At 71.5% G+C, this 25,844-nt stretch carries 27 protein-coding genes and 1 other RNA gene; 16 read left to right on the top strand and 12 right to left on the bottom strand.

What is annotated here, in order from left to right; translation table 11 throughout:
- The first annotated feature begins 26 nt into the window (after positions 1-26).
- Complete coding sequence (gene smpB, locus ACLJQF_RS40315) at positions 27-509, top strand: SsrA-binding protein SmpB (protein ID WP_354826990.1); 483 nt, start codon at positions 27-29, stop codon at positions 507-509.
- Entirely contained in the window at positions 506-1,402 is an 897-nt protein-coding gene (locus ACLJQF_RS40310) for an amidohydrolase family protein (RefSeq protein ID WP_410615562.1), read from the top strand. Before smpB ends, ACLJQF_RS40310 begins: the two co-directional genes overlap by 4 nt.
- Here ACLJQF_RS40310 and ACLJQF_RS40305 read toward each other — a convergent pair.
- The 5 genes from ACLJQF_RS40305 to ACLJQF_RS40285 form a co-directional block, all read right to left on the bottom strand.
- The gene (locus tag ACLJQF_RS40305; protein WP_410615561.1) at positions 1,392-2,696 is read right to left on the bottom strand and encodes an acyltransferase family protein; all 1,305 of its coding nucleotides are present in this window, start codon (positions 2,694-2,696) and stop codon (positions 1,392-1,394) included. The genes ACLJQF_RS40310 and ACLJQF_RS40305 overlap by 11 nt on opposite strands.
- A gap of 97 nt (positions 2,697-2,793) precedes the next feature.
- Positions 2,794-3,018, bottom strand: a complete 225-nt coding sequence (locus ACLJQF_RS40300; RefSeq protein ID WP_410615560.1) for a hypothetical protein — start codon at positions 3,016-3,018, stop codon at positions 2,794-2,796.
- 118 nt (positions 3,019-3,136) lie between these two features.
- The gene (locus ACLJQF_RS40295; RefSeq protein WP_410615559.1) at positions 3,137-3,778 is read right to left on the bottom strand and encodes a response regulator; all 642 of its coding nucleotides are present in this window, start codon (positions 3,776-3,778) and stop codon (positions 3,137-3,139) included.
- Positions 3,779-3,817: 39 nt separating this feature from the next.
- Positions 3,818-4,951 (bottom strand): sensor histidine kinase, encoded by a 1,134-nt coding sequence (locus ACLJQF_RS40290; RefSeq protein WP_410615558.1) that lies wholly within the window; start codon positions 4,949-4,951, stop codon positions 3,818-3,820.
- Complete coding sequence (locus tag ACLJQF_RS40285; protein WP_410615557.1) at positions 4,948-5,622, bottom strand: sensor domain-containing protein; 675 nt, start codon at positions 5,620-5,622, stop codon at positions 4,948-4,950. Before ACLJQF_RS40285 ends, ACLJQF_RS40290 begins: the two co-directional genes overlap by 4 nt.
- A 147-nt stretch (positions 5,623-5,769) precedes the next feature.
- Here ACLJQF_RS40285 and ssrA point away from each other — a divergent pair.
- Together ssrA and ACLJQF_RS40275 are read left to right on the top strand one after the other, a co-directional pair.
- Positions 5,770-6,137, top strand: a transfer-messenger RNA (tmRNA) gene (ssrA, locus tag ACLJQF_RS40280).
- Between the two features lie 234 nt (positions 6,138-6,371).
- Positions 6,372-6,584 (top strand): hypothetical protein, encoded by a 213-nt coding sequence (locus tag ACLJQF_RS40275; protein ID WP_410615556.1) that lies wholly within the window; start codon positions 6,372-6,374, stop codon positions 6,582-6,584.
- A 31-nt stretch (positions 6,585-6,615) separates the two neighbouring features.
- Here ACLJQF_RS40275 and ACLJQF_RS40270 read toward each other — a convergent pair whose 3' ends face one another.
- Together ACLJQF_RS40270 and ACLJQF_RS40265 are read right to left on the bottom strand one after the other, a co-directional pair.
- The gene (locus tag ACLJQF_RS40270; RefSeq protein WP_410615555.1) at positions 6,616-7,854 is read right to left on the bottom strand and encodes a diguanylate cyclase; all 1,239 of its coding nucleotides are present in this window, start codon (positions 7,852-7,854) and stop codon (positions 6,616-6,618) included.
- Between the two features lie 139 nt (positions 7,855-7,993).
- On the bottom strand, positions 7,994-9,211 hold the full coding sequence (locus tag ACLJQF_RS40265; RefSeq protein WP_410615554.1) for an MFS transporter: 1,218 nt from the start codon (positions 9,209-9,211) through the stop codon (positions 7,994-7,996).
- 211 nt (positions 9,212-9,422) lie between these two features.
- Here ACLJQF_RS40265 and ACLJQF_RS40260 point away from each other — a divergent pair, with 211 nt between their 5' ends.
- From ACLJQF_RS40260 to ACLJQF_RS40250, 3 genes are all read left to right on the top strand, one after another.
- The gene (locus tag ACLJQF_RS40260; RefSeq protein ID WP_410615553.1) at positions 9,423-10,454 is read left to right on the top strand and encodes a type IV toxin-antitoxin system AbiEi family antitoxin; all 1,032 of its coding nucleotides are present in this window, start codon (positions 9,423-9,425) and stop codon (positions 10,452-10,454) included.
- Positions 10,423-10,581: a hypothetical protein gene (locus tag ACLJQF_RS40255; protein ID WP_410615552.1), complete on the top strand. Its 159-nt coding sequence runs from the start codon at positions 10,423-10,425 to the stop codon at positions 10,579-10,581. The genes ACLJQF_RS40260 and ACLJQF_RS40255 overlap by 32 nt, the downstream gene beginning before the upstream one ends.
- Before the next feature lie 79 nt (positions 10,582-10,660).
- Positions 10,661-11,020: a hypothetical protein gene (locus ACLJQF_RS40250; RefSeq protein WP_410615551.1), complete on the top strand. Its 360-nt coding sequence runs from the start codon at positions 10,661-10,663 to the stop codon at positions 11,018-11,020.
- 3 nt (positions 11,021-11,023) lie between these two features.
- On the opposite strand, the gene ACLJQF_RS40245 is transcribed toward ACLJQF_RS40250, so the two are convergent.
- Complete coding sequence (locus tag ACLJQF_RS40245; RefSeq protein WP_410615550.1) at positions 11,024-11,806, bottom strand: IclR family transcriptional regulator; 783 nt, start codon at positions 11,804-11,806, stop codon at positions 11,024-11,026.
- Between the two features lie 194 nt (positions 11,807-12,000).
- On the opposite strand from ACLJQF_RS40245, the gene hutH reads away from it, so the two are divergent.
- The 6 genes from hutH (at position 12,001) to ACLJQF_RS40215 (ending at position 20,213) form a co-directional block, all read left to right on the top strand.
- Positions 12,001-13,524, top strand: a complete 1,524-nt coding sequence (gene hutH / locus ACLJQF_RS40240) for a histidine ammonia-lyase (protein WP_410615549.1) — start codon at positions 12,001-12,003, stop codon at positions 13,522-13,524.
- A 60-nt stretch (positions 13,525-13,584) separates the two neighbouring features.
- A complete protein-coding gene (hutU, locus tag ACLJQF_RS40235; RefSeq protein WP_410615548.1) occupies positions 13,585-15,234 on the top strand; it encodes a urocanate hydratase in 1,650 nt (549 codons plus the stop codon).
- The gene (locus tag ACLJQF_RS40230; protein WP_410615547.1) at positions 15,231-16,427 is read left to right on the top strand and encodes an allantoate amidohydrolase; all 1,197 of its coding nucleotides are present in this window, start codon (positions 15,231-15,233) and stop codon (positions 16,425-16,427) included. Before hutU ends, ACLJQF_RS40230 begins: the two co-directional genes overlap by 4 nt.
- Positions 16,428-16,564: 137 nt before the next feature.
- A complete protein-coding gene (locus ACLJQF_RS40225; RefSeq protein ID WP_410615546.1) occupies positions 16,565-17,815 on the top strand; it encodes a formimidoylglutamate deiminase in 1,251 nt (416 codons plus the stop codon).
- On the top strand, positions 17,803-18,948 hold the full coding sequence (hutI, locus tag ACLJQF_RS40220; RefSeq protein WP_410615545.1) for an imidazolonepropionase: 1,146 nt from the start codon (positions 17,803-17,805) through the stop codon (positions 18,946-18,948). The genes ACLJQF_RS40225 and hutI overlap by 13 nt, the downstream gene beginning before the upstream one ends.
- 107 nt (positions 18,949-19,055) lie before the next feature.
- Positions 19,056-20,213 carry an FAD-dependent oxidoreductase gene (locus tag ACLJQF_RS40215; RefSeq protein WP_410615544.1) on the top strand — a complete coding sequence of 386 codons (1,158 nt, stop codon included), beginning with the start codon at positions 19,056-19,058 and terminating at the stop codon, positions 20,211-20,213.
- Here the strand turns inward: ACLJQF_RS40215 and ACLJQF_RS40210 are convergent.
- Entirely contained in the window at positions 20,197-21,063 is an 867-nt protein-coding gene (locus tag ACLJQF_RS40210; protein ID WP_410615543.1) for an esterase/lipase family protein, read from the bottom strand. The two genes, ACLJQF_RS40215 and ACLJQF_RS40210, sit on opposite strands and share 17 nt — an antisense overlap.
- 81 nt (positions 21,064-21,144) lie before the next feature.
- Positions 21,145-22,563 (bottom strand): acyltransferase, encoded by a 1,419-nt coding sequence (locus tag ACLJQF_RS40205; protein ID WP_410615542.1) that lies wholly within the window; start codon positions 22,561-22,563, stop codon positions 21,145-21,147.
- Positions 22,564-22,757: 194 nt separating this feature from the next.
- Here ACLJQF_RS40205 and ACLJQF_RS40200 point away from each other — a divergent pair, with 194 nt between their 5' ends.
- Both ACLJQF_RS40200 and ACLJQF_RS40195 read left to right on the top strand, forming a co-directional pair.
- Positions 22,758-23,885, top strand: a complete 1,128-nt coding sequence (locus ACLJQF_RS40200) for an anion permease (RefSeq protein WP_410615541.1) — start codon at positions 22,758-22,760, stop codon at positions 23,883-23,885.
- Between the two features lie 10 nt (positions 23,886-23,895).
- Positions 23,896-24,117 carry a hypothetical protein gene (locus ACLJQF_RS40195; RefSeq protein WP_410615540.1) on the top strand — a complete coding sequence of 74 codons (222 nt, stop codon included), beginning with the start codon at positions 23,896-23,898 and terminating at the stop codon, positions 24,115-24,117.
- On the opposite strand, the gene ACLJQF_RS40190 is transcribed toward ACLJQF_RS40195, so the two are convergent.
- Both ACLJQF_RS40190 and ACLJQF_RS40185 read right to left on the bottom strand, forming a co-directional pair.
- Positions 24,099-24,860, bottom strand: coding sequence for a hypothetical protein (locus tag ACLJQF_RS40190; RefSeq protein ID WP_410615539.1), 762 nt, complete (start codon positions 24,858-24,860; stop codon positions 24,099-24,101). The genes ACLJQF_RS40195 and ACLJQF_RS40190 overlap by 19 nt on opposite strands.
- Positions 24,857-25,066, bottom strand: a complete 210-nt coding sequence (locus ACLJQF_RS40185; RefSeq protein WP_086850211.1) for a hypothetical protein — start codon at positions 25,064-25,066, stop codon at positions 24,857-24,859. The genes ACLJQF_RS40190 and ACLJQF_RS40185 overlap by 4 nt, the downstream gene beginning before the upstream one ends.
- 41 nt (positions 25,067-25,107) lie before the next feature.
- Here ACLJQF_RS40185 and ACLJQF_RS40180 point away from each other — a divergent pair, with 41 nt between their 5' ends.
- Complete coding sequence (locus ACLJQF_RS40180; protein ID WP_410615538.1) at positions 25,108-25,815, top strand: dienelactone hydrolase family protein; 708 nt, start codon at positions 25,108-25,110, stop codon at positions 25,813-25,815.
- Positions 25,816-25,844: the final 29 nt, after the last annotated feature.

Here is a 25,844-nt window from a genome sequence, read left to right as displayed (position 1 = left end):
CCCCCGAAATCACGTAGAGTGGTCGTATGCCCAAGGAACGTGGCCAGAAGGTGATCGTGTCGAACCGCAAGGCGCGACACGATTACTCCATCCTCGACACCTACGAGTGCGGTCTCGTGCTCGTGGGTACCGAGGTGAAGAGCCTGCGCGAGGGCAAGGCGTCACTGGCGGACGCGTTCGCGACGGTCGACGACGGCGAAGTGTGGCTGCGCAACGTGCACATCCCGGAGTACACCCAGGGCACGTGGACCAACCACACGCCCCGGCGCACCCGGAAGCTGCTGCTGCACCGGCGGGAGATCGAGAAGCTCATCGGCAAGACCAAGGAGAGCGGGCTCTCGCTGGTGCCGCTGTCGATGTACTTCAAGGACGGCAAGGTCAAGGTCGAGATCGCGCTGGCCCAGGGCAAGAAGGCCTACGACAAGCGGCAGACGCTGGCCAAGCGCGACGCGGACCGCGACATCAGGAAGGCCATGGGCCGCGCGCTGAAGGGCCGGTTCACGGAGTGACGTCCGGCCCGGCTTCCGACGCGGACGTCGCGCGCTGGACGGCGTCGCTGGGCCTGCCGGGCCTGGTCGACCTGCACGTCCACTTCCTGCCGAAGCCGGTGATGGACAAGGTTTGGGCGTACTTCGACCGGGCCTCGACGCACTACGGCACCGAGTGGCCGGTGTTCTACCGGACGTCCGAAGAGGAGCGTCTGGAGACGCTGCGTTCGCTCGGCGTCACGCGGTTCGCGCCGCTGGTCTACCCGCACAAGCCCGGGATGGCCGAGTGGCTGACGGAGTGGGCGCTCGAGTTCGCGGCGCGGGTCCCGGACGCGGTGCCGACGGGGACGTTCTACCCCGAGCCCGGCGCCGGGTCCGCTGTGGACGGTGCGCTGCGCGCCGGTGTCCGGGTGTTCAAGGCGCACGTGCAGGTGGGCGCGTACGACCCGCGTGACGACCTGCTGAAGCCGGTCTGGGGCGCGCTCGCCGACGCCGGGGTCCCGGTCGTCGTCCACTGTGGACACGGACCGTTGCGGGGCGACTTCACCGGGTTGTCGGTCTTCGAAGAGGTCCTCGCCCGGCATCCGCAGCTGACGGCCGTGCTCGCGCACGCGGCGATGCCCGAGTTCGGGACGGCCTTCGAGCTGATGACGAAGTACCCGCGGGTGCACCTGGACACGACGATGGTGGGCGTGCCGTTCGCCGAGGCGATGTCGCCGCTGCCGCCGGACTGGACGGCGCGGCTGGCGGAGTTCGCCGGCCGCGTCGTGCTCGGCACGGACTTCCCGAACATCCCGTACTCCTACGCGACGCAGCTGCAGGCGATCGCCGGCTGGGCGGCCGACGATCGCCTGGGGGAGCCGTTCCTGCGGGCGGTCCTGCACGACACCCCGCTGCGGTTGCTCAGCGCCTGACCGTGGCTCGCTCGCTCACGGTGACCGCGCGGCCCAGCAGGTCGACCACCGGGAGCTGCTTGCCGGCCAGGAGGAACCCGGCCGTTGCCAGGAGGACCCACGGCACCGGACCGTGCGCGATGCCGTCCGAGAGCGGGGCGAACCCGTGCGCCGCCAGGCCGAGCAGGCCACCCGAGACCAGCAACCCTGCCACCACCAGCTGCGGCACCCTCGCCGTCGCCACCGCGGTGTCGCGCTGCATCTCGAAGTGGGCGAACAGCCGCAGCAGGCCGAGCAGCACCATCCCGCACGCCGCGAACCACGCGGGCGCCATCACCAGCCAGAACACCGTGCCCGGCGCGGGGGTCTGGTAGCCGAGCCCGTACACCGTCACGCCCGCCACCACGATCAGGGCCGGCATGTGCCAGAGGTAGACGCTCATGAACCGCGCGCCGAGCCAGCTGAGGGCGTCGCCGATGCCGGGGCGTTCGGCGAGCGCGTTGAGCTGCGGGCGGAAGGCGAGCAGCAGGCCGATCTGGCCGACGGCGAGGAAGGCGAGCAGCACGGTCGGCGGGCTCATGTTCGACACCGGCGCGCCCGGCATGCCGATCATGCTGGCCGGGTACGGTCCGAACGCGACCATCAGCGCGGTGACGCCGAACCCGGCGGCGGACAGCGTCAGCGCGCCGCGGCGGGTCAGCGAGCCGAGCCGGCCTTCGACGTAGTGGAAGCCGAGCTGGTGCACGGCGACCCAGACGAAGATCGCGTTGGCGTAACCGAGGTAACCGAAGTCGTTGAAGCGGGCGACGTCGACGAGGAGGCCCGCCGCGCCCATGACGAGCGGCACCTTCAGGCCCCAGCGCCGGTGCGCGGCGACCATGAGCGGCGTCAGCAGCACGACGAGCACGTACACCGCGAGGAACCACAGCAGCTGCGCGGCGATCACGCTGCCGACCTGCAACGGCTGCGGCGGGACACCCAGGCCGCGGAGGAAGTCCGGCACGATCAGCCAGACCGCCATCAGCGGCAGCACCGGCACCATCAGGCGCTTGATGCGCCCGGCGAGCCACTGCTGCGTGGAGCCGGCGCGGCGGAAGGAGATCAGGTTGGCCGCGCCGCCGGCGAAGAAGACCAGGGGCATGACCTGCGACAACCAGGTCACCACCCACCAGCCCGGCGTGGCCAGGGCGTTGCCGGTGGCGAGGTGCCCGTCGGAGTAGGAGAGCACCGGCATGACCCAGTGCTGGGCGATGACGGCGAGGATGGCCCCCGCCCGGACGACATCGAGGAACCTGTCCCGGCCCGTTGTCTGCATGCCGCTCAGCCTGGCCGGTTCGACCTGGGAAGACAGCGGTGCTGACCGGCCTCTTGGGGGTCCTGTTCACCCCCGGTGGATACGGGGGTTCTCCCTACTACCGCAGGCCGTCCGGCTCGGGTTCGTGCTGCGTGGCGGCGACGCGGTACTCCCAGCCGTGGTCGGTGAGGCCGAGTTCGTAGCGGGTCTCGATCTTCGGGCCGCCGTGCAGGTGGATGTGCCGGATGACGGTGCCGGGAATCGGCTCGGCGTCCCCGAGCTCCTGGACGCGGCCGTCGAGCGGCCCGCCGAAGAAGCGGACGCAGCGGATCTCGTCGGACATCTGCGCGCTCCTCTCGACGGCGGGTCCGCTCATGGTAGGTGAGCGCTCACCCGGATGCCGCCCGCGGAACGGGTGACCCGTTGTCCACCCTACGGGATTTCCGGTCACTGTCCGTTGCTCAGCGGCCCAGATAGGTCAGCACCGCACGGACGCGACGGTGTTCCTCCGCGCTCGCTTCGAGGCCGAGTTTCGAGAAGATGTTGCCGATGTGCTTCTCCACCGCGCCGTGCGAAACCACCAGCGAGTTCGCGATCGCCGTGTTCGACAGGCCCTGGGCCATCAGGCCGAGCACCTCGGACTCGCGGGCCGTCAGCGCGTCCAGGGGGTTGCGGCGGCCGCGGGCCATCAGCTGGGCGATCACGTCCGGGTCGATCGCCGTGCCGCCGCCCGCCACGCGGCGGACCGCGTCCAGGAAGTCCGCGACGTCCGCCACGCGCTCCTTCAGCAGGTAGCCGACGCCGCCGGCGCCGCCCGAGAGCAACTCCACCGCGTACGACTCCTCGACGTACTGCGACAGCACCAGCACCGGCAGGCCCGGGATCTCCTTGCGCGCCGCCAACGCCGCGCGCAGACCCTCGTCGGTGAACGTCGGTGGCATCCGGACGTCGACGATCGCCAGGTCAGGACGATGTTCCTTGATCGCGCCGAGGAGGTCGTCCCCGTTGTCGACGGCCGCGGCCGTCTCGATGCCCTCGTCGGCGAGCAGGCGGATCACCCCGGCCCGCAGCAGCACGGCGTCCTCGGCGATGACTACCCGCATCCGGCCCCCAAGCTCGTGGATGAACGGGGTCCAGCCTATTCACCACTGGCAGGGGAGGTCAGCCCGGATTACGGTCGGCCCGCCCACCGGGCTGACCACGGTGATCACGCCGTCGATCGTCGCGGCGCGGTCGGCCAGACCGGCCAGCCCACCGCCGGGACGCACTTCCGCGCCGCCGTGGCCGTTGTCGGTGATCTCGACGACGACGTGGTCGTCGGTCCGCCACACCTTCACGACCGCTTCGGTCGCTCCGGAGTGCTTCGCGATGTTCGTCAGCGTCTCGCCGACGATGAAGTACGCCGTCGTCTCCACCGCGGCCGGCGGACGCGGGTCGACATCGACCGAGACGTCCACCGGGATCGGCGACTTCGCCGCCTGCGCCGACAACGCCGCGTCCAGCCCCCGATCGCCGAGGACGGCCGGGTAGATGCCGCGCGCCAGGTCTCGCAGCTCCGAGACGGCGAGCTTCGCGTCCGTGTGCGCCTCGTCGATCAGGTCCCGTACCGCCTGCGGGTCCTGGTCGAACTTCGACTTCGCCCGCCCCAGGCTCATCGCGACGGCCACCAGCCGCTGCTGCGCGCCGTCGTGCAGGTCACGCTCGATGCGACGGCGTTCGGCCTCGGCCGCGTCGACACCGCGTGCCCGCGACGCCTGCAGCCGCTCGGCCTTCTGCTCCAGCCGCTTCGTGCGGTCCTGCCCCAGCAGGGCCAGCGCCAGTTCGCCGTGCAGCCAGCCCAGCCACGGCGTCACCCAGATCGCCATCGGCAGCAGCACGATCGACGTCAGCGCGATCGCGAACTCCGCGCACGCCAGCGGGAACGCGGCCATCAGGTACGCCAGGTCACGCCACGTCGTCGGGTCGCTCAGCCGGACCATCCAGCGCCGCAGCAGCGGCTGCCCCTCTTCGTACGGCCGCCGCTGCACCGGCGGCAGCGGCACGCTCAGCAGCTTGCCCGCCCAGCCCCGCTCGCGGTCACCGGACCAGCGGACGAAGGTCGTCGTCGCCAGCAGGATCGGGAACCCGACCCAGATCACCGCCGTCGAGACGCCCACCGAGATGCCCACCACGATCAGCACGAACTGCAGGAGCCGGAAGACGAAGCTGACGATCATGTAGAGGATCGTGCGAGCCGGGTGCGGCCGCGGGTGTTCCAGCTGCTGTGCCTCGGTCATCCCGCCACCAGGTTCTTCACTTCCGCGTCTTCCCACCAGCGCTCCATCCGGCGGCGCTGCGCCACCGTCGGCCCCAGCAGCGCGTGCGCCAGCCGGGCGTGCATGCCCGCCAGCGCCTTGGTCAGCGCCACCGACAACGCGACGAACAACACCCCGAGTGCCGCCCACGGTAGCGCCTCGACGGTCGAGTCCACGGTCAGCCACGGCACCTCCCAGGCCGGGAAGTGGTACTCGCCGCCCGGCAGCCACCGGAAGTAGACCGGCAGGCCCACCAGCGCGAGACTCGTCGACCAGAACGTCGTCACGAGCACGAACTCCACCAGGCCCACCGGGAAGAGCAGCGCGAAGTAGGTCAGATCCCGCCAGGTCGACGGGTCCTTCAGCCGCCCCTTCCACCGCATCGACTGCTTGCCGACCGGCAGCGGCAGATAGGGCAGGTCGATGTAGCGGTCCAGCAGCGCGTAGACCCGCGCCCGCTCCAGGCGCGCGGCCCCCCGCACGGCGAGCACCACGAGAGCGAGCAACCCCACCCCGACCCACACCACCGCGGTCCCGGCACCGGCCGAGACGAACGCCGTGAGAAACCCGAACGCCAGCACCCCCAGCGGCAGGTTCATCAGCAAGAACACCACCGAACCGCCGAACGGCGGATCCCGCCTTTCGCTCACCATGACCGCGCTCCTTTCCACGGCTCCCAGCATCGCGGCTCGCCGCTGCGGGCGACATGGTGCGAGCGGGCATCCCCCCGGTAGGGCTGGCCCCACCCCACCCGGACTAAAGCGGTGGCGCCGGGCGTTATGATGGGTACGACCCAACAAGGGGGTGAACGGTTTCGACTTTGGACGTTGATTCAGGAGAAGCGTGCCGGTGCAGGCGAGAGACCACCGTAAGCGTCATCGCAACCAAATAAGCGCCGACTCCAGTCAGCGCGAGTTCGCCCTCGCCGCCTGAGCGAGTGCGACTCTGTCGGCCCGGGTTCGCCTCCGGCCCGGGTACCGGCATCAGCTAGGAGGCTCAGCGACTGTCCCGGCCACGGGGAACAGTCGTGAAGCAAACAGTGGCTGGGCTCGTCACCTCAGCTTGTTCGCGTGATTGAGGGAGCCAAGCAGAGACGTAGCGGACTGCGCACGGAGAAGTCCTGTTGATACGCCAGAGGACCCGGGTTCAATTCCCGGCACCTCCACTTCGAGAAGGCCCACGCCCCTTCGGGGCTGGGCCTTCTCTCGTTCTCGGGTGTTTGTTTGGGGGTCGAACCCCCAAGCCCCCGCCAGGCGGGCTTCGCCCCCTGGACCCCCCGGTGGTTGCGCTGGGTGGGGAGCCAGACAGGGTTGTGGTGGGGGCCACTTGTGGGTGAAATTTGTGTCAATGTCATGCTGGGGGTCCGACCATGGCTCCGTAGGAGCCGGAAGTAGGTGGCCAGATGACCTGGGCCCGACGCAGTGGCAGCTCTCTTGCCAACGATGAAGACAGCCGGATGGGTGTTATCCGGGCTGAAGAGGCCGTGCGGCTTGGTGAACAAAATGATCGGGCCGTTCTCACCGTGGCCGGGCACTCCCTCGACTCGGAGGAATGTGCCGAACTGCTTGCGATGCTCGGGCTGGATGCCGGGCGGCGGCGGCAGCGGACTGCCTGACGGCACGGTCGGCTGGGTGCGAAAGCGCTGGTCAGGATAGGTCTGCTACGTGGACCACCTTGTTTCGGCCCGTTGCCTTTGCGTGATACAGCGCCGTGTCCGCCGCGTCCAGCAGGCGTTGTAGTGACGTCCCCGCCGTCGGGTACACGGCGATGCCTATCGAGACCGTCAGGCCCGTTATGGACAACTGGCCGGCCGGGACCTTCAGCGCGCTGATCGCCCCGCGGACGCGCTCCGCCACCGCTCCGATGTCCGGCTGGGTGATCCCCGGCAGCAGGACCACGAACTCCTCGCCCCCGAACCGGCCCACCGCGTCCCCCCGGCCGCGGACCGCTGAGATGATCGACTGGGCCACCGCCTTCAGGACCGCGTCGCCCGCCAGGTGACCGTACGTGTCGTTCACCTGCTTGAAGTGGTCCAGATCCAGCATCAGCAAACCGAACGTCGTGTGCTGGCGCGCCGCCGCCGCCAAGGTGCGCTCCGCCAGCGCGTGCCAGCCGCTCGTGTTGTACAAGCCCGTCTTCTCGTCGCGGTGGGCAGCCACCTCCAGCTGCTTCACCAGCACGGTGCGGTGCAACAACAGCAACGGCGGGAACACCAGCACCACCAGGCCCGGCAACGTCGCCAGCGCCACGGCGTTCAGCGCACCCAGGCAGAGCGTCGCCACCTCGAGGCCGTTGTCCGACCACGTGCCGAACAGGGCCTCCGGTGTCCGGCCGACTTCGCGGCGGGCTGGGAGGACCAGGAGGGCGTTCACCGCGAAGAACGTCACACCCGCCGCCGCGATCGCCAGCGTTCCGGGCCAGGCGTGCGTCAATGCCGCACGGACGTCGGCGAAGCCCGACACCCGCAGGACCGACTGGGCCGCGTAACACGACAGCACGATGATCGCCGCGTTGCTGACCGTGCGGGAAGCCGGGACCCGCTGCAGGCGGTACCAGCTGCGGATCGCCAGGTGTGCGTACAGGCCGCCGACCAGGACCGCGAGCAGGAGCGGGGGCAGCAACAGCACGCCGGCGAACGTCCAGACCGACGTCATGTTGATGTGCGGCGTCCCCGACACGCGACGGCGGATCCGCTCCACGCGCCGGCCCGTCTCCGACTGCGCCACCCCGAGGACCAGCAGCACCACCAGGATCGACAGCGTCCGGCGGTCCACCGCGATCGGCGACGGGCGCAGCGTCAGCACCACCGCCCCCACCTCGCTGGCCAGGCAGTAGACGATCACCCGCGGACCCTGGCGCCACAGCACCCAGCGCCGTGGTGCCACGAGGACGTCACGAAAACGCGGCCCGGAGCGCGGAATCCCGCCCCCGGTCCGCATACTCATGGTGTCCGGCCGGTGACGGAGGCGGCTCGGCCCGAGGTGGTGAAGGGAGGCGCACCATGTGCGGACGCGACAACTGAGGTCATCGACCCTCCACCCCGACCCGGCGCCATGCCCTCGCGATCGGCACGGCCACCGCGGCACCCGCCGCCCCGGCCGCGGCGATGGTGTGCGCCGGGCCCAGCACGTCGGCCAGTGCGCCCGCCGCGGCCGCGCCGACCCCCTGCACCGTGATCAGGCCCGCCGAGTTCACCCCGGCACACCGCGCGCGGTGCTCGTCCGGCACCCGCCGCATGAACGAGACCGTGCCGGTGATGTTGTAGCCCGTCGCCAGCAGCCCGGACGCCGCCAGCAGCACGACCGACGTCACCAGGCCCGGCCGGCAGGCGAACGCCACCAGCGGCAGCCCCGCCGCGATCCCCAGCCAGCCCAGGACGCGCAGCTGGACGTGCTCGGAGATCCACTTGCCGAACACGACGCCGCCGAGCACGCTGCCCGCCGGGTCCGCGGCCATCAGCAGCCCCACCAGCGTCGCGCCCACGCCGATCCCGGCCGCGTACGGCGCGGCCAGCGCCTCCGGCACCACGTAGAACCCGGCCAGCCAGTTGAGCGCCACCAGCGTCCGCAACGCCGGGTCGCGCCAGATCAGCCGGACACCCGCGCCGGTCGTGGCCAGCCAGGCCGCCCGGACCGCCTGGGTGATCGCCGCCCGCCGCCGGACGCCGGTGACCAGGAACAACGCCGAAAGCAGGAACGTCACCGCGTCCAACGCCAGCGCCGCGGCCGGGGTGAGCGCGGCGATCAGCGCACCGCCCCCGGCGAACCCGGCGAGCTGCGCGCCCTGCATCGTCACGTTCCGCAGGGCCATCCCGACGAGGTACCGCTCGCCTTCGAGCACCGACGGCAGCAGCGCCTGCTGCGCGGCCTTGAACGGCCCGCCGAGCGCCGTCATCACCGCGACCAGCACGCACAGCACCCACAGCGGGACGCCGGGAATGGCGACGACCGCGACCAGCGCGGCCCGCGCCAGATCGGCCGCGACCATCACGTCCCGCCGCGGCCACCTGTCGCCCGCTCCGGCCAGCAGGACGCCGCCGAGCAGGGAAGGCACGTACGTCAGCGCGTAGGTGAGGCCGGTCAGCGTGGCCGAGGACGTGCGCTGGAAGACGAGCACGGCGAGCGCGACCCTGGCGAGCTGGTCACCGCAGACGGACAGCAGCTCGGCCGTCCACATCGCCCGGAATTCGGCGACGGCGAGCACCGCACCGAAACCGACCCTCGTCACGCGTGCGTCATCCATCGGTGCCCCTCGAAACCGCAGCCCCATCACGGTAATCACCCAGCGGAGTGGAATCGAGCCGTTCGGTGACAGTTGCCCCGATCGCAGCAGCCCCGGCACCCGGACGGCCCGCGACGGCGGTCAGGCCGGGTGGCCGCCGATTCCGGTTGCGCAGAGGGGACAAGGCGTTAAATATGAGAGCACGTTCAATCAAAATGAACATGCTCGCTCGTTGAACGAGAAGAACCTCATCCAGGTGGCGCTCGACCAAGCGAGCGAGTATGGCCTCCGCGGTGAGGTGCTCGCGGTGGCGTACGCCCAGCCCGGCGACACGCGCCGGCTCGACGCAGTGCTGCGCCTCACGACGCGATCAGGGGCCACCCGGACCTACGGCACCGAGGTCAAGCATCGATTGACGCCTGAACTGGCTACCAGCATCACCCTGCCTACGCAGCTCCCGGAGTTGCTGGTCACGACCTATGTCAGCGAGGCGGTCGCCGAGCGGCTGCGCGCCCGGGAGATCGATTACCTGGACACCGCGGGCAATGCGCATCTGGCCTGGGGCGATGTCCTGGTCGACGTCCGCGGGCGGCGCAATCCGGTCGTTCAGCGTCCGAGGACTTCCCCTCGGGCAGCCGGGGCCTTCGGCCGGTCGGGTCTTCGCGTGGTGTTCGTCCTCCTCAGCCGGCCGGACCTGGTTACCCGCCCATACCGAGTCCTGGCCGAGGCGAGCGGAGCCTCGCTGGGGACCGTGAAGGCGGTCATCGACGAGCTCGCCGGGGCGGGTTACCTGTACGCCGGGGCGGAGGGTCGCCGGTTGGCCCGCGGTGGCGAACTGCTCGATCGCTGGTCGGAGGCGTACTCGATCACCCTGCAGGCCTCGCTCGCGCTCGGCGAATTCTCGGTGGACGACCTCTCGTGGTGGCGGAATTCGGAAACCGAGATGCGTTCGATGGGGATTCAGGTGGGTGGAGAGGCCGGCGCCAGTCTCCTGGATCCCCACTTGCGACCCGCGTCGCTCACCCTCTACGTGGAAACCTTCCCGGCGCGGTTCGTCGGCCGGCACCGCATGGCCCGAGCCGAGGGCAGTGGAAACGTCCACATCCGGGAACGGTTCTGGCATATGCCGGATCGTGACTCCTGGATCGTTCCTTCCCCGCTGATCTATGCCGATCTGCTGGCTTCCGGAGACCCTCGTCAGCGTGAACACGGAGACCGGATTCGGAGCAGTGATGATCGACTTGTCAGCCTCGGCCGATCCTGAGATCGCCCTCACTGCCCGGGTGCTGGTGGGCGTCGACGCGGCGGATCTGGACTACCTCGTAGTCGGCGCGACGGCGCGGACGATCCTGAAGATCGCACCATTCTCTGGCCGGATGACTTCCGGATGAACGTCCGCGGGCTGAGCGAAGCGGTGCGAACAGCCGAGACCGTTCTGCTGCCGGGCGGACGGCGATCCACGTCCCCGCGGTGCCGGCGTTGGCCCTGCTCAAGCTGCTGACCTGGTGGGACCGTCGCGGTACGACCACCCGTGACGCGGTCGACCTCGCCGAAATGATCTCCTGGTACTCGTCGGTCACCTCCTTGGACCGCCTCTACGACGAGCTGGAAGCGCTGGAAGCGAACGAATACGACCCGGCCCTTGCCGGGGCCTGGCTGCTGGGGTCGCAGATGCCTGCGCTGCTCGACGGAGACGGACGAGGGGTGCTGCTCCGGATCGCCGAGGACCGGGACGCGTTGGGACGGCTGGCGGCCGACGCGCAGGCGGTCCGGGCGCCGCAACCGATGCTCGTGCTGGGCGCGGGTATCCGGGAGGCGGCCGGCAGGTGAGCGTCAGGCCGGGTGGCCGCCGATCCGGGTGGTCAGCTCGGCCGCCGTCGTGGCCACCTCGCCGGCGAGGTCCGGCCACGTCTGCGGGCACGGCTCCGCCGCGCAGTGGTGGCGAAGCGTGACGCTGATCGCGGCCAGCGGGCGGGCGCCGTGGTCGAAGACCGGGCAGGCCACCGATGCGAAGCCGGCGGTGACGTGGCCGTCCTCGACCGACCAGCCGAGCCGGCGCTCCACGGTGAGGGTGCGGCGAAGCTCGGCCAGCGTGCTCGGGCCGCGGCCGGTGCGGAGCACGAACGCCGATGCCGCGGGGAACAGGGCCCGGACGTGCGGGGCCGGCAGGTGCCGCAGGATCGCCCGGCCGGACGCCGTCAGCTGCGCGGGTAGCCGGACGCCGACCTCCGTCACCAGCGTCTCCGGCCTGGCCGGGCGTTCCTTGATCAGGTACAGGGACTCGTTGCCGTGCAGGACGCCGAGGTGGGCCGTGTGCCCGACGCGGTCGACGAGCTTGCGGAGCAACGGTCCGGCCAGGCGCTCCAGGGGGTCGTGGCGCAGGTAGGCCGAGCCCAGTTCGAAGGCGGCGATACCCAGGCCGTAGCGGCGTTCCGCGGGCAGGTGCACGACGAAACCGGCCGCTTCGAGCTCGCTGAGCAGGTGGTACGTGGTCGAGCGGGGGAGTCCCGCCTCCCGCGCGATCGCCGCCGCGGTGACCGGGCCGGGCCGCGTGGCGAGGAGGCTCAGCACCGCCAGCCCGCGGCGCAGCGCCGGGACCTCGCTGCTGTCGCCCACGCTCACTCCCGGCTCAAGCGCCCCAAGGCGGCCTTGGTTGCGTCTGACGCACCCAAGGCGGCCTTCGGTGCGTCAGACGCACCGAAGGCCACATTGGGGCGCTTGAGGGCAGGGTAACTCGGATGTCTGGGATCCCAGACAGAACCACCCGTTGAAGCATCCCACCAGCCAGAAGGACGTTGTCCAATGGGCCCATGCCGGAAAAAGTGCTCCTGGGCCCGGAGCCCCTGACCGCCGCCCAGGTCGTCGACGTCGCCCGCGGCCACGCGCCGGTCGGGCTGACGGACGCCGCCGAGAAGAACCTCGCCGCGACGCGGCAGCACATCGAGGACCTCGCCCACGCCGTCACGCCCACCTACGGCGTCTCGACCGGCTTCGGCGCCCTCGCCACCCGTCACATCCCCGTCGAGAGCCGGACCGCGCTGCAGCGCAGCCTGATCCGCTCGCACGCCGCCGGCGCCGGGCCCGCCGTCGAGACCGAGGTCGTCCGCGCGCTGATGCTGCTGCGGCTGCGAACCCTCGCCAGCGGCTACACCGGTGTCCGGCCGGGCACCGCGCAAACGCTTGCGGCCCTGCTCAACGCCGATATCACCCCGGTCGTCCACGAGTACGGCTCGCTCGGCTGCTCCGGCGACCTGGCTCCGCTGGCCGCCGTCGCGCTGGCGCTCATGGGCGAAGGCGAAGTGACGTACCGCGGCGAGATCGTCGCAGCAGGCGAAGCGCTGAAGCACGCCGGGATCGAGCCGGTCGTCCTCGCCGAGAAGGAAGGCCTCGCGCTCACCAACGGCACCGACGGCATGCTCGGCATGCTCGTGCTCGCCGCCGCCGACCTGCACCGGCTCTTCGACATCGCGGACCTCACCGCCGCGATGAGCGTCGAGGCGCTGCTCGGCACCGACCGCGCCTTCGCCGCCGACCTCCAGGCGCTGCGCCCACACCCCGGGCAGGCGAAGTCCGCGGCCCGGATGTGGCAGGCGCTGCAGGGCTCGAAGATCGTCGAGAGCCACCGCGGCCCGGACTGCAACCGCGTCCAGGACGCCTACTCGCTGCGCTGCGCCCCGCAGGTCCACGGCGCCGCGCGGGACAGCCTGGCGCACGCCGAACTCGTCGGCGAGCGCGAGCTGATGTCCGCTGTGGACAACCCCGTCGTCCTCGCCGACGGCCGCGTCGAGTCCAACGGCAACTTCCACGGCGCGCCCGTCGCGTACGTGCTGGACTTCCTGGCCATCCCGATCGCCGACGTCGCCAGCATCGCCGAGCGCCGTACCGACCGGATGCTCGACAAGGCGCGTTCGCACGGCCTGCCGCCGTTCCTCGCCGACGACCCCGGCGTCGACTCCGGCCACATGATCGCGCAGTACACGCAGGCCGCCGTGGTCAGCGAGCTCAAGCGGCTCGCGGTGCCGGCGTCCGTCGACTCGATCCCGAGCAGCGCCATGCAGGAGGACCACGTCTCCATGGGCTGGTCGGCCGCGCGGAAGCTGCGCAAGGCCGTCGACGGCCTGACCACCGTCCTCGCGATCGAGCTGCTGACGGCGGCCCGGGCGCTGGACTTCCGCGCGCCGCTGGAACCGTCGCCGGTCACCGGCGCGGTGCGCGACCTGCTCCGCACGAAGGTCGCGGGCCCCGGCCCCGACCGGCACCTGGCGCCCGAGATCGCGGCCGCCGAAGAACTCGTCCGCTCCGGCGCCGTCCTCGACGCCGCCCACCTGTCGTGAGTGGTAATTCGGGTTAGAACCCGAATTACCACTCACGACCGCTTACCTGGAGGTCTGAGAATGTCCCGCGTCGTCCGTGCCGCTCGTGGCACCCAGCTCACCGCCAAGTCGTGGCAGACCGAAGCCGCGCTGCGGATGTTCCACAACAACCTCGACCCCGACGTCGCCGAGCGGCCCGAGGACCTGGTCGTCTACGGCGGCACCGGCAAGGCCGCCCGCAACTGGGCCAGCTTCGACGCGATCACCCGCGAACTGACCACTCTGGACGTCGACGAGACGCTGCTCGTGCAGTCGGGCAAGCCGGTCGGCGTGTTCCGGACGCACGAGTGGGCGCCGCGCGTGCTCATCGCGAACTCGAACCTGGTCGGCGACTGGGCGACCTGGCCGGAGTTCCGCCGTCTCGAGCAGCAGGGCCTGACCATGTACGGGCAGATGACCGCGGGCTCGTGGATCTACATCGGCACCCAGGGCATCCTGCAGGGCACCTACGAGACTTTCGCTGCCGTGGCGAAGAAGAAGTTCGGCGGAAGCCTGAAGGGCACCCTCACCGTGACCGCCGGTCTCGGCGGCATGGGCGGCGCGCAGCCCCTCGCCGTGACCATGAACGACGGTGTCGCGCTGGTCATCGAGTGCGATCCGCAGCGCGCGCACCGCCGTGTCGAGACGCGCTACCTCGACGAGGTGGCCGACGACCTCGACGACGCCATCGCCCGCGTCACCAAGGCGAAGAAGGAAGGCAAAGCGCTGTCGGTCGGTGTCGTCGGCAACGCCGCCGAGGTGCTGCCGGAGCTGCTGCGGCGGGGCGTCGAGGTCGACATCGTCACCGACCAGACGTCCGCGCACGACCCGCTCTCGTACCTGCCCAAGGGCATCAGCGTCGAGGACTGGCACGACTACGCGGCCAAGAAGCCCGACGAGTTCACCGATCGCTCGCGCGAGTCGATGGCCGACCACGTCGAGGCCATGCTCGGCTTCCTCGACCAGGGTGCCGAGGTCTTCGACTACGGCAACTCCCTGCGCGGCGAGGCCAAGCTCGGCGGCTGCGAGCGCGCGTTCGACTTCCCCGGTTTCGTGCCCGCCTACATCCGCCCGCTGTTCTGCGAGGGCAACGGCCCGTTCCGCTGGGCGGCGCTCTCGGGTGACCCCGAGGACATCGCGGCCACCGACCGCGCGATGCTGGAACTGTTCCCGGAGAACGAATCCCTCGCCCGCTGGATCAAGCTGGCCGGCGAGCGGGTGGCCTTCCAGGGGCTGCCCGCCCGGATCTGCTGGCTCGGCTACGGCGAGCGCCACCTGGCCGGTCTGCGGTTCAACGAGATGGTGGCCAGCGGCGAACTGAAGGCGCCGGTCGTCATCGGCCGCGACCACCTCGACTCCGGCAGCGTGGCCTCGCCGTACCGGGAGACCGAAGGCATGGCCGACGGCTCCGACGCGATCGCCGACTGGCCGCTGCTGAACGCCCTGGTCAACACGTCGTCGGGCGCCAGCTGGGTGTCCATCCACCACGGCGGCGGCGTCGGCATGGGCCGGTCCATCCACGCGGGCCAGGTCAGCGTCGCCGACGGGACGCCGCTGGCCGCGCAGAAGCTGGAGCGCGTGCTCACCAACGACCCGGGCATGGGCGTCATCCGGCACGTCGACGCCGGGTACGACCGCGCGGCCGACGTCGCCGACGAGCGTGGCGTCCGCGTGCCGATGGCGGGCGAGTGACCGCCTCGGGGCTCCTCGGCGAGATCGACGGCGTCGGGCGCGACCCGAAGCGCGGCGGCTACTCGCGGCACGCGTTCGACCGGCCCGAGCACGACCTGCGCGAGTGGTTCGTCGAGCGCGCGCTGGGGCTCGGGCTGGACGTCGAGACCGACCGCAACGGCAACATCTGGGCGTGGTGGGGGCCGCCGGGGCGCAATGCCGTCGTCACCGGCAGCCACCTCGACTCGGTGCCGGGTGGGGGCGCGTTCGACGGCCCGCTCGGGGTCGTGAGCGGGCTGGCCGCCGTCGAGGCCTTGCAAGCCAAGGGGTTCCGGCCGCGCAGGCCGCTCGCCGTCGTGGTGTTCACCGAGGAGGAAGGTGGCCGCTTCGGCGTTCCCTGCCTGGGTTCGCGGCTGCTCACCGGCACGATCGACGCCGGCAAAGCCCGCAGCCTGCGGGACGCCGACGGCGTCACGTTCGCCGAGGCCGCGGCGAAAGCGGGCATCGACCCGGCGCGGATCGGGCCGGACGCCGAGCGGCTCGACCGGATCGGGCACTTCCTCGAACTGCACGTCGAGCAGGGCCGCGGGCTGATCGACCTCGGCTCGCCGGTGGCGGTCGGCAACACGGTGATCGCGCACGGGCGGTGGCGGTTCTCCTTCACCGGACAGGGGAACCACGCCGGGGCGACGCTGCTCGCCGACCGCGCGGACCCGATGCTGCCCGCCGCGGCGACGGTCACGGCCGTCCGGCGGCTGGCCGCGCAGGTGCCGGACGCGCGGGCGACCGTCGGCCGGCTCGTGCCGACCCCCGGCGGGACCAACGTCATCGCGTCCACAGTGGACCTGTGGCTGGACGCGCGGGTGCCGGGCGAAGGCACGCCGGGGCTGGTCGCCGAGATCAGCCGGGCGGCCTCGGCGGCGGCGAAGGAGGAGGGCTGCCGGGTCGAGGTGACGCGCGAGTCCTATTCCGGCGACGTCGTGTTCGACGACGCCCTCCGGCGCGACCTCGGCGGCTGGCTCGGCGGCCCGCCGGAGCTGCCGACCGGTGCCGGGCACGACGCGGCCATCCTCGCCGGGTTCGTCCCGGCCGGGATGCTCTACGTGCGCAACCCGACCGGCATCAGTCACTCGCCGGAGGAGTTCGCCGAGGCCGGCGACGTCGAAGCCGGCGCCACGGCGCTGGCCACGGCGCTGGAGCGGCTGGCGCAGTGACCCCCAACCCGACCCCCAACCCGACCCCCAACCCGACCTTCGGCCCGCGGGGGCGCCCCCCGTCTCCAGCCTATCGCTCGGCACCGACAGTTTTCTGGTGCGAACAGGCCTGGCTGCCGGACGGGATCGCGGCCCGGGTGCGGATCGACGTCGCCGACGGCCGGATCGCCGCGGTGACGCCGGATTCGCCGCGCGCCGGCACGATCCTCGGCGGCCTGACTCTGCCGGGCTTCGCGAACGGGCACTCGCACGCTTTCCACCGGGCGTTGCGGGGCCGGACGCACCACGCGCGCGGCACGTTCTGGACCTGGCGCGAGCGGATGTACACCCTGGCCGCGCGGCTCGACCCCGACACGTACTACCGGCTGGCCCGCGGGGTCTACGCGGAGATGGTGCTCGGCGGGTACACGAGCGTCGGGGAGTTCCACTACCTGCATCACGCGCCCGGCGGAAAGCCGTACGCCGACCCCAACGCGATGGGCGCGGCACTGCGGCAGGCCGCGGCCGACGCCGGGATCCGGCTGACGCTGCTCGACACGTGCTACCTCGCCGGCGGCATCGGCGTCGAGCCCGACGAGGTCCAGCGGCGGTTCTCGGACGGCTCGGCCGCTTCCTGGGCGGACCGGGTGGGGTCGCTGAAGGAAGGCGAGCTGTTCCGGGTCGGTGGGGCGATCCATTCGGTGCGCGCGGTGCCCGAGGACCAGCTGTCCGAAGTGGACAGTGCGGTGCCCAGGTACCGGCCGCTGCACATCCACCTGTCCGAGCAGCGGGCGGAGAACGAGCAGTGCGAGGCGGCCACCGGGTTCACCCCGACCGGGCTGCTGCGGGACCACGGCGTGCTCGACGAGCGGCTCACCGTGGTCCACGCGACCCACCTCACCGACCGGGACGTGCTCCTGCTCGGCGAGTTCCGGGTCGGAGCGTGCTTCTGCCCGACCACCGAACGCGACCTCGGCGACGGCATCGGCCCGGCCCGCGCCCTGCGGGACGCCGGGGTGCGGCTGAGCATCGGCAGTGACAGCAACGCCGTCGTCGACGCGTTCGAAGAGACCCGGGCGCTGGAGCTGGACGACCGGCTGGCCAGCGAAGAACGCGGCCGGTTCAGCGCCGCGGAACTCCTCGAAGCGGGCACCGACCACGCGGCGATCGGGTGGAACGAGGTCGGCAGGCTCGCCGAGGGAGCGGGCGCGGACTTCGTCACGGTCGCCCTGGATTCGGTGCGGACGGCCGGGATCGAGCCGTCGGGGGTCGTGTTCGCGGCGTCCGGCGCGGATGTCCGGCACGTCGTCGTCGCCGGCCGCGAGGTCGTGCGGGACGGCGCGCACCTGCTCGTCGACCGACCGGAAACCGTTCTGGCGAAGGAGATCGAGGCACTGTGGCAATCCTGATCACGGGCATCGGCGAGCTCACCACGAACGACCCCGTGCTGGGGCGGCTCAGCGATGCCGCCCTGGTCGTCGAGGGCTCCGAAGTCGCCTGGGTGGGGTCCGCGAGCCGGGCCCCGGACGCCGACGAACGCGTCGACGTCGAAGGCCGCGCGGTGCTGCCCGGCTGGGTCGACAGCCACACGCACCTCGTCTTCGCCGGCGACCGCACCGCCGAGTTCGAGGCGCGGATGGCCGGAAAGCCGTACAGCGCAGGCGGAATCGCGACCACGGTGGGTGCCACGCGGGAGGCGTCCGACGAGCAGCTGGCGGCGAACCTGCGCCGCCACGTCGACGAGGCGGCCCGGCAGGGGACGACCTGCCTGGAGACCAAGACGGGCTACGGGCTGACCGTCGCGGACGAGGCCCGGAGCGCCCGCATCGCCGGCGAGGTGGCCGACGAGGTCACGTTCCTCGGCGCCCACCTCGTGCCGCCCGGTGCCGACGCCGAGTCCTATGTGGACCTCGTCTGCGGCGAGATGCTCGACGCGGTGGTGGAAAGCGTGCGCTGGGCGGACGTGTTCTGCGAGACAGGGGCGTTCGACGAGGCCCAGTCGGCACGGGTGCTGAAGGCGGCGGCCGAGCGCGGGCTGGGCCTGCGGGTGCACGGCAACCAGCTCGGCGAAGGCCCCGGCGTCCGGCTGGCGGTGGAGCTCGGCGCGGCGAGCGTCGACCACTGCACGTACCTTTCCGACGCCGATGTCGAAGCGCTGGCGGCGTCCGAGACGGTGGCGACCTTGCTGCCCGCGTGCGACCTGTCGACGCGGCAGCCCCTGGCCCCGGCCCGCCGGTTGCTCGACGCGGGCGCGACGGTGGCGCTGGCCAGCAACGCCAACCCGGGCAGCTCGTACACGACGTCGATGGCGTTCTGCGTCGCGACGGCGGTGCTGCAGATGCGCATGACGATCGAGGAAGCCGTCTGGGCCGCGACAGCGGGCGGGGCGAAGGCGCTGCGGCGTGAAGACGTGGGCGTCCTGCGCCCGGGCGCGCGGGCGGACGTCCACGTCCTCGACGCTCCTTCGGTGACGCACCTGGCTTACCGGCCCGGCGTGCCGCTGACGAACAGGGTGTGGCGCGCCGGGGAGCGTGTGCGCTAACGTCGGAAGCGAGGACGCGCGAAGACACAGTCCGGTATGGGTTAGTCCGGGCAGTTCAGGCAGGCTTACCTGTGCGTCCCTTCCTCATCCGTGACGAAGGGACAGCTGTGTCTGTGATCATCATCGGCGCCGGCCTGGGTGGCTTGAGCCTCGCGCAGGGGCTGCGGCGAGCCGGAATTCCCTGCCAGGTCTACGAACGCGACGAGTCGGCCGAGATGCGCAAGCAGGGCTACCGGCTGCACATCGACGACGTCGGTGACACGGCGCTGCGCGAAGTGCTGCCGCCGAACTCGCACGAACTCTTCCGGGCGACCGCGGGCCGGGCCTTGCCGCGCACGAACATCTACGACGAGCGGATGCGGCTGGTCACGGCCTTGGAGGCCGACGGCGTCCAGCTCAACATCAATCGCTTCACCGTGCGGCAGATCCTGCTGCGCGATCAGGAAGTGCGCTACGGCAAGCGATTCACGCACTACGAAGCCGACGATGGCGGCGTGACCGCGCATTTCGCCGACGGGACTTCCGTGCGCGGCAGCCTGCTGGTGGGCGCCGACGGGGTCAATTCGCCGGTGCGGCAGCAGTACCTGCCACACGCCCAGGTCGTCGACAGCGGGCTCGTCCAGCTGTACGGCCGGCTTCCGCTGACTCCCGCCACGCGGAAGCTGTTCGACCCGGAGATGTTCGCGGTGTTTTCGATGATCATCGCGCCGGACCGGACGATGGTCGGGTTCGCGCCGGTCGACTATCCCGAGCCGGTCGCCGACGCTTCCGCGCGGCTGGTGCCGGACCTGCGGCTGCGCGACCACGAGCCGTACATGACCTGCGCGGTCGGCGCGCGGCGGGAGACGCTCGGCCGGTCCGACGTCGAACTCGCTGCGACGGCGCCGGCCGACCTGAAGAAACTGGCGTTCGGTCTGATCGACGGCTGGCACCCGAGGGCCCGCGTGCTGGTGGAGCACTGGGACGCCGAAGCGACGTTCCCGCAGCCCATCCGGACGAGCATCCCGGTCGAGCCGTGGCCACCGTCGCGGGTGACGCTTCTCGGCGACGCCATTCACGCGATGAGTCCCGCGGCCGGCGCGGGCGCCAACACCGCGTTGCGCGACGGTGCGGCGCTGGCGTCCGCGCTGGCCGGGGCTCCGCTGCTCGAGGCCGTGGCGGCCTACGAAGCCGCGATGGTGGACTACGGGTTCGCCGTGGTGCGGGAGTCCGCCGAAAACGGGCGCCGGTACCTCGGGCAGAACCCGCTCACAACGGCAGGGTGAACGGCGTGCACGCCGGTGCGTAAGACGGGTCCAAGGCGTGCAGGATCAAACCGGTGACGTTCGGGTCGATCGCCTGGCTCAGGTGGCCCGACGTGTCGGACGGGCAGAAGTCCTGCAGCACGATGTCCGTCGTGCCCGGCTCGCCGAGGATTCCGCTGGTGTACGGCGTCACGACCTCGTCGTACCTGCTCACGATGCTCGTGTAGGTGGGGCCGGCGACGTGCACGCCGCCGCGGGCGAGGTCGTCCAGGAACGCCGACGGGGCCAGGTATTCCGTGCACGCCCCGCACGCTGTGCGCAGGGCCACGCCGAGGCCGGGCACCGTCGTCAGCAGGGCCTTGGCGAGCGCGTCGAGGCCGCCGAGCGTCGTGCCGCGGTAGTTCGCGCCGAAGCCGGCGAAGTGGGCGACCTTCGCCGCGCCGCCGCCGTACTTCAGGTAGTACGCGGGCATCGTGCTGCCCTCGGAGTGGCCGACGATGTCGACCTTCGCCGCTCCCGTCGTGGACCGGACCCGGTCGACGAACCGGCCGAGCTGCGCCGCGCTGTCGCGCATCGAGGCGAGCCCGCCGACACCAGGCCCCAGGATGCCCGTGCCGTACGTCAGCGAGAAGACGCAGTAGCCCTGGGCGGCGATCTTCGGCGCGTGGAAGAACCAGTTGACGGTGTCGTTCGCGCCGAGGCCGTGCACGAGCACGACGGGCTCCGGGTGCGCGGCCGACGGACGGCAGCCCCGGTCGTTCCAGCCGCCGCCCGGTGCCGCTTCCGCGACCGAGGGCGCGACCGCACCGAGGGTGAGCGCCGCGGCGAGCACGGCCAGGGTTCGCTTGACACCGCCGTTGGTGACCCGCATTCCGTTGCCTCCGGTTACTTATCAGTACGTGACGCAGTTCATGATCGGTCACATACCGCTGGAGGCGACCTGGGAAAACGCTCAGAGTTGCCCGGCGTTCGTTGTGACAGGTGACAACGACTGCCGACGGGCCCCGACCACCAGGCCGGCCAGCGCGACCAGGCCGCAGAGCCACGCGAACCAGTCGCCGAAGCGGGCGTACGGCGTCTTCCCCGGCCCGATCGGGACGTCGCCGACGACCACCGTGAACGGGCTGCCGCCGGTGTGGGCCTCGGCCGGCACGTGTCCCTGGGCGTCCGCCAGCATCGGCGTCCCGCGGGCCGCGCTCCACGCGACCGAGAAGCCGTTCTCGACGCCGCGGATCAGCGCCGTGCGGCTGTGCGCCCAGCCGTCGACGTCTTCGTCGGACGCCGGGATGAGGACCAGGCCCGTGCCGGCCTTGCCGTACTCGCCGGCGGGGTCGGCGAAGTTGACGTCCATGCAGACCATCAGCCCGATCCCGGCGAGGTGCGCGAGCTGGGTGCCGGACGCCATGTTCGGCGAATCCCCGTTGTGCCACTTGCGGTATTCCACCGGCGGGCCGGACGGGGGAATCGCGAGCGCGGCGTTGAAGCGGCCCTCCGGAGTCGTGTCGATGACGCCGGTGACGACATCGAGGTTCCGCGACCGGGCCACTTCCGTGAAGGGCTGGACGAGCCGCGAGCGGCTGGCCTGGTCGACCGCGAAGGCGGCTTCGGGGAGCACGACCGCCCGGACGCCGTCCGGCAGTCGGCCGATTTCGTCCACATAGGACTGGACGAGGGTCCGGCCCTCGAAGGTGGCGACGTCGGCCGCCCAGGGCGCCTTGTCCATGACGACCAGGGCGACCCGCGTCGACGGCCCGGCGAGCGGCGGCGTGGTCCAGAAGACGAGCGCGGCCGGCATCGCGGCGGTGGCGACCAGGCCGGCGAGCCGGGTCCGGCCGCGGACGCCCGGGGCCAGCGCGGCGGCCACCGCGGCCGGGACGAACAGCACCAGGAACTCCACGCCCCAGCCGCCGGTCACCGCGGCGAGCCGCAGCACGGACGGCCGGTCCGCCTGGGTCGTCATCAGGGTGTCCATCACGCCGGTCGGGTTGAGCAGCGAAATGACGTAGAGCACCACGGTCCACAACGCGGGTGCGGCGAGCGCCGCCGGCAGGCCGTGCCCGCGGCGGACGAGCAGCCGGAACAGGCCCGTCGACAGGGCGAACAGCAGCGCGCTGCCACCGAGGATCGCGATCGCCGCGGGGCGCGGGATCGCCAGGGAGTGCCAGAAGTAGCTCCAGCTGCCGGCGCTGCCCGCGAGGTAGGCGACGAACGCGGCCGCCACCGCGGCCGCGCCGGGGACGCGTGGCGCGAGCAGGAAGATCGGCAGTGGCGCCAGCCACGCCAGTTCGGGCACCGGATCCAGCCCGGTACCGAAGAAGAACAACGCCGCCGACGCGATCGTCGCGACGACCGCCCACCCCAGCTTGCTCATCATGGCCCCTTTCGCCCGGTTTCGAGCATTCCAGGTGGTGCGGGCGTGGCGCATTGGGCTGAACCGCAGTGTTTTGGTGGGGTTAACCCCACCCCGGTTCATGCAGAGTTCAGTAAGCCGTCACGCGACAGGGATCGGAGCGGCCGCTGTCGATCAGTAGCGTTGTCAATGACAGCAACGAAAGTGGGCCGCCCATGGACTTCTCGCTGATCGTGCTGGTGGTGATCGTCGCCGCGCTGGCCTTCGACTTCACCAACGGCTTCCACGACACCGCCAACGCGATGGCCACCTCCATCGCCACCGGCGCGCTCAAGCCGAGAGTCGCGGTCGCCGTTTCGGCCGTGCTGAACCTCGTCGGCGCGTTCCTCTCGGTCGAGGTCGCGAAGACGATCTCCGGCGGGATCGTCGACGACACGAAAGTGACGCCGGTGATCATCTTCGCCGGGCTCGTCGGCGCCATCGTGTGGAACCTGGTGACCTGGCTGATCGGGCTGCCGTCGAGCTCGTCGCACGCGCTGTTCGGCGGGCTGATCGGCGCCACCTGGATCGCCTCCGGCTCCGACGCCGTGCACTTCGGGAAGGTCGTCGAGAAGGTGCTGATCCCGGCGCTCGCCTCGCCGGTCGTCGCCGGGGTCGTCGCGACGCTGGGCACCTTCCTCTTCTACCGGATCACCGCCCGGGCGAAGCAGGACACGGTGGGCCGGACCTTCAAGGCCGGCCAGATCGCCTCCGCGTCGCTGGTGTCGCTCGCGCACGGCACGAACGACGCGCAGAAGACCATGGGCGTCATCACGCTGACGCTGATCGCGTCCGGCTCGCTCGCGCCGAACTCGGGCCCGCCGCTGTGGGTGATCCTGACCGCCGGCACCGCGATCGCGCTCGGCACCTACCTCGGCGGCTGGCGGATCATCCAGACGATGGGCAAGAAGCTCACGGAGATCCAGACGCCGCAGGGCTTCGCGGCGGAGACCAGCGCCGCGGCGGTCATCCTCACCTCGGCGCACCTCGGGTTCGCGCTGTCCACCACGCACGTCTGCTCGGGCGGCATCATCGGCTCCGGGCTCGGCCGCAAGCTCGCCGAAGTCCGCTGGGGCGTCGCGGGCAAGATGATCCTCGCCTGGGCATTGACGCTGCCCGCCGCCGCGATCGTCGGCGCGCTCGCCGCCGAGGTCTCGACCCTCGGGACCTGGGGCACCGTGCTGGTGGGCCTGGCCGGCGTGGTCGTCGCGCTGGGCATCTACCTCGCGTCGAAGCGGAACCCGATCAACGCCCACTCCATCACCGAGTCCGAGCCCGCCGTGCCGCAGCCGGCCAACGTCTGAGGAGCACACCGTGCACATCGATTGCGGTTCCCTCGGACTCGTCCTCGTCGTCGCCCTCGCGTCGGTCGTGGTGCTGACCAGCCTCTTCTCCTTCGGGGTGGTGGGGCTGTCCCAGCGCGACTCGGCCCGCGAGGCGGGCGCTTCGGGCACCGGGCCGCTCGCCGGTGCCGTCCTCTGCTTCGCCGCCTGCGCGGCGATCGTGGGCTACGGGATCTACTTGATCGTCGCCTGAACGCGGTCCCGGAACGCCTCGGGCAGGCCGCCGAGCATCGGTTTCAGCGTGGCACGCCGCGCCTCGCCCACGTGGCTCAGCAGGTCGAGCGCCGGCGGCCAGAGGTCTTCGTCGGCGCTCGCCGCGGTGACCAGCCGGCCGAGCCGGTGGGCCGGGAGCAGGCCGACGACGTGGTCGATGCGGCGCTTGTCGTCGAGCACGAAGGCGATCCGCAGCAGCGCCGGGTCGTCGATCTGCTCCAGGGCCCGCCGCACGGTGAGGTCGGGCAGGTGCCCGACGAACCGGCCGAGGGTGATCCAGTCCTCCTTGCGCGCCAGTTCGGCGGCCACGGCGAGAACGGTGTCCAGCGGGATCCGGGTGATGATCGCGCTCGCGCGCCGCGGGTCGAGTTCCGCGGCCACCTCGGCGAGGAACTGCGGGCTCAGGCGCTTGGCGACGTCGACGCCGCGCGCGACGTCGACCAGCCCGGCGATCCGGGCGCACAGCAGCGGGCCGAACACCGTCTCGGCGATCTTGGCGAGCACCCCGACGGGCACGACCCGCGCGGCCAGCGCCATCCGCTGCAGCGCGGCGGCATTGGCGTCGAACAGCGTGTCGGTGACCTGCTCGCGGAAGGCCTGCAGGTCGTCGGCGTCGACGCGCGCGAGGTACTCGAGCCGCGCGGGCTCGACGTCGAGGACGCGGGCCAGCTTCAGGATCTCCGCGCGCGCCGCGTAGTCCTCGGTCGGTTTTTCCGATGTCACAGGCCGACGACCTTCCGGACCGCGCCGCGCAGCAGCGCGGGAACGTACCGGAGGCCTTCTTCGCCCGCTTCGGCGAGCGCTTTCGCCTGGCGTCTGCGCGCATCGCGCAGCGCGTCGGCGAGGTCCTGCCGCTCGTGCTCTTCGAGGGCCTCGATGCCTTCGGGGAGGTAGCCGCCCAACTGGTCGGCGAGTGTGCGCTCGGCCATGGTGGATCATCATGCAACACCGCGGGCGCTACCGTGCGGATATGCGCATCGAGACGTCCACCGTCCGTGTCGGCGACCTCTCCGCTTACCTGGCCCGGCCGGCCGGCGGGTCGGCGTCCGGGATGCTGCTGCTGCCGATGATCACCGGGATCGGGGTCCAGGTCCGGGCCTGGGCCGAGGAGCTCGCCGGCCGCGGGATCACGGCGCTGGCCTGGGATGTCTTCCACGGCGCCAGCACCGACAACACCTCCCGCGAAGACCTCGGCGCGAAGCTCGGCGAGCTGCGTGACGAACCCGCGCTCACCGAGCAGACGGCGTTGCTCGACCACCTCCTCGGCGACCTCGGCTGCCCGTCGGCGGGCGTCATGGGCTGGTGTCTCGGCGGCCGCTTCGCACTCCTGCTCGCCGCTCGTGACCAGCGGCTTTCCGGCGTCGTCGCCTACCACCCGACGGTCCGGGACCCGGCGCCGCCGAACCACGACCTCGACGCGGTCGCTTTGTCGACATCGATCACCGCGCCGGTGCTCGTCGCCTACCCCGAGGCGGACGCCGTCGTTTCGCACGAGACGTTCGCCCGGCTGCAGACGGCGCTGCAGTCCCGGCCGCGCGGCGCGACGTTCACCCAGCACTTCCCGGGCGCCGAACACGGCTTCAGCGACTCCGCGCGGCACGGCACCGAGGTCAACGCCGAGGCGTTCGCCCGGTCCTGGCCGCAGACCCTGGCGTTCGTGGACACCTTGAAAGGTTGACTTTCGGCAGTGGCCTGCCCGCCGGCCCG

The organism is Amycolatopsis sp. lyj-109 (assembly GCF_046548995.1).
In the GTDB taxonomy this organism is placed as follows: Bacteria; Actinomycetota; Actinomycetes; order Mycobacteriales; family Pseudonocardiaceae; genus Amycolatopsis.
The sequence above is the reverse complement of the archived record's forward strand: the minus strand, read 5'-3'. Positions and strand labels throughout refer to the sequence as shown.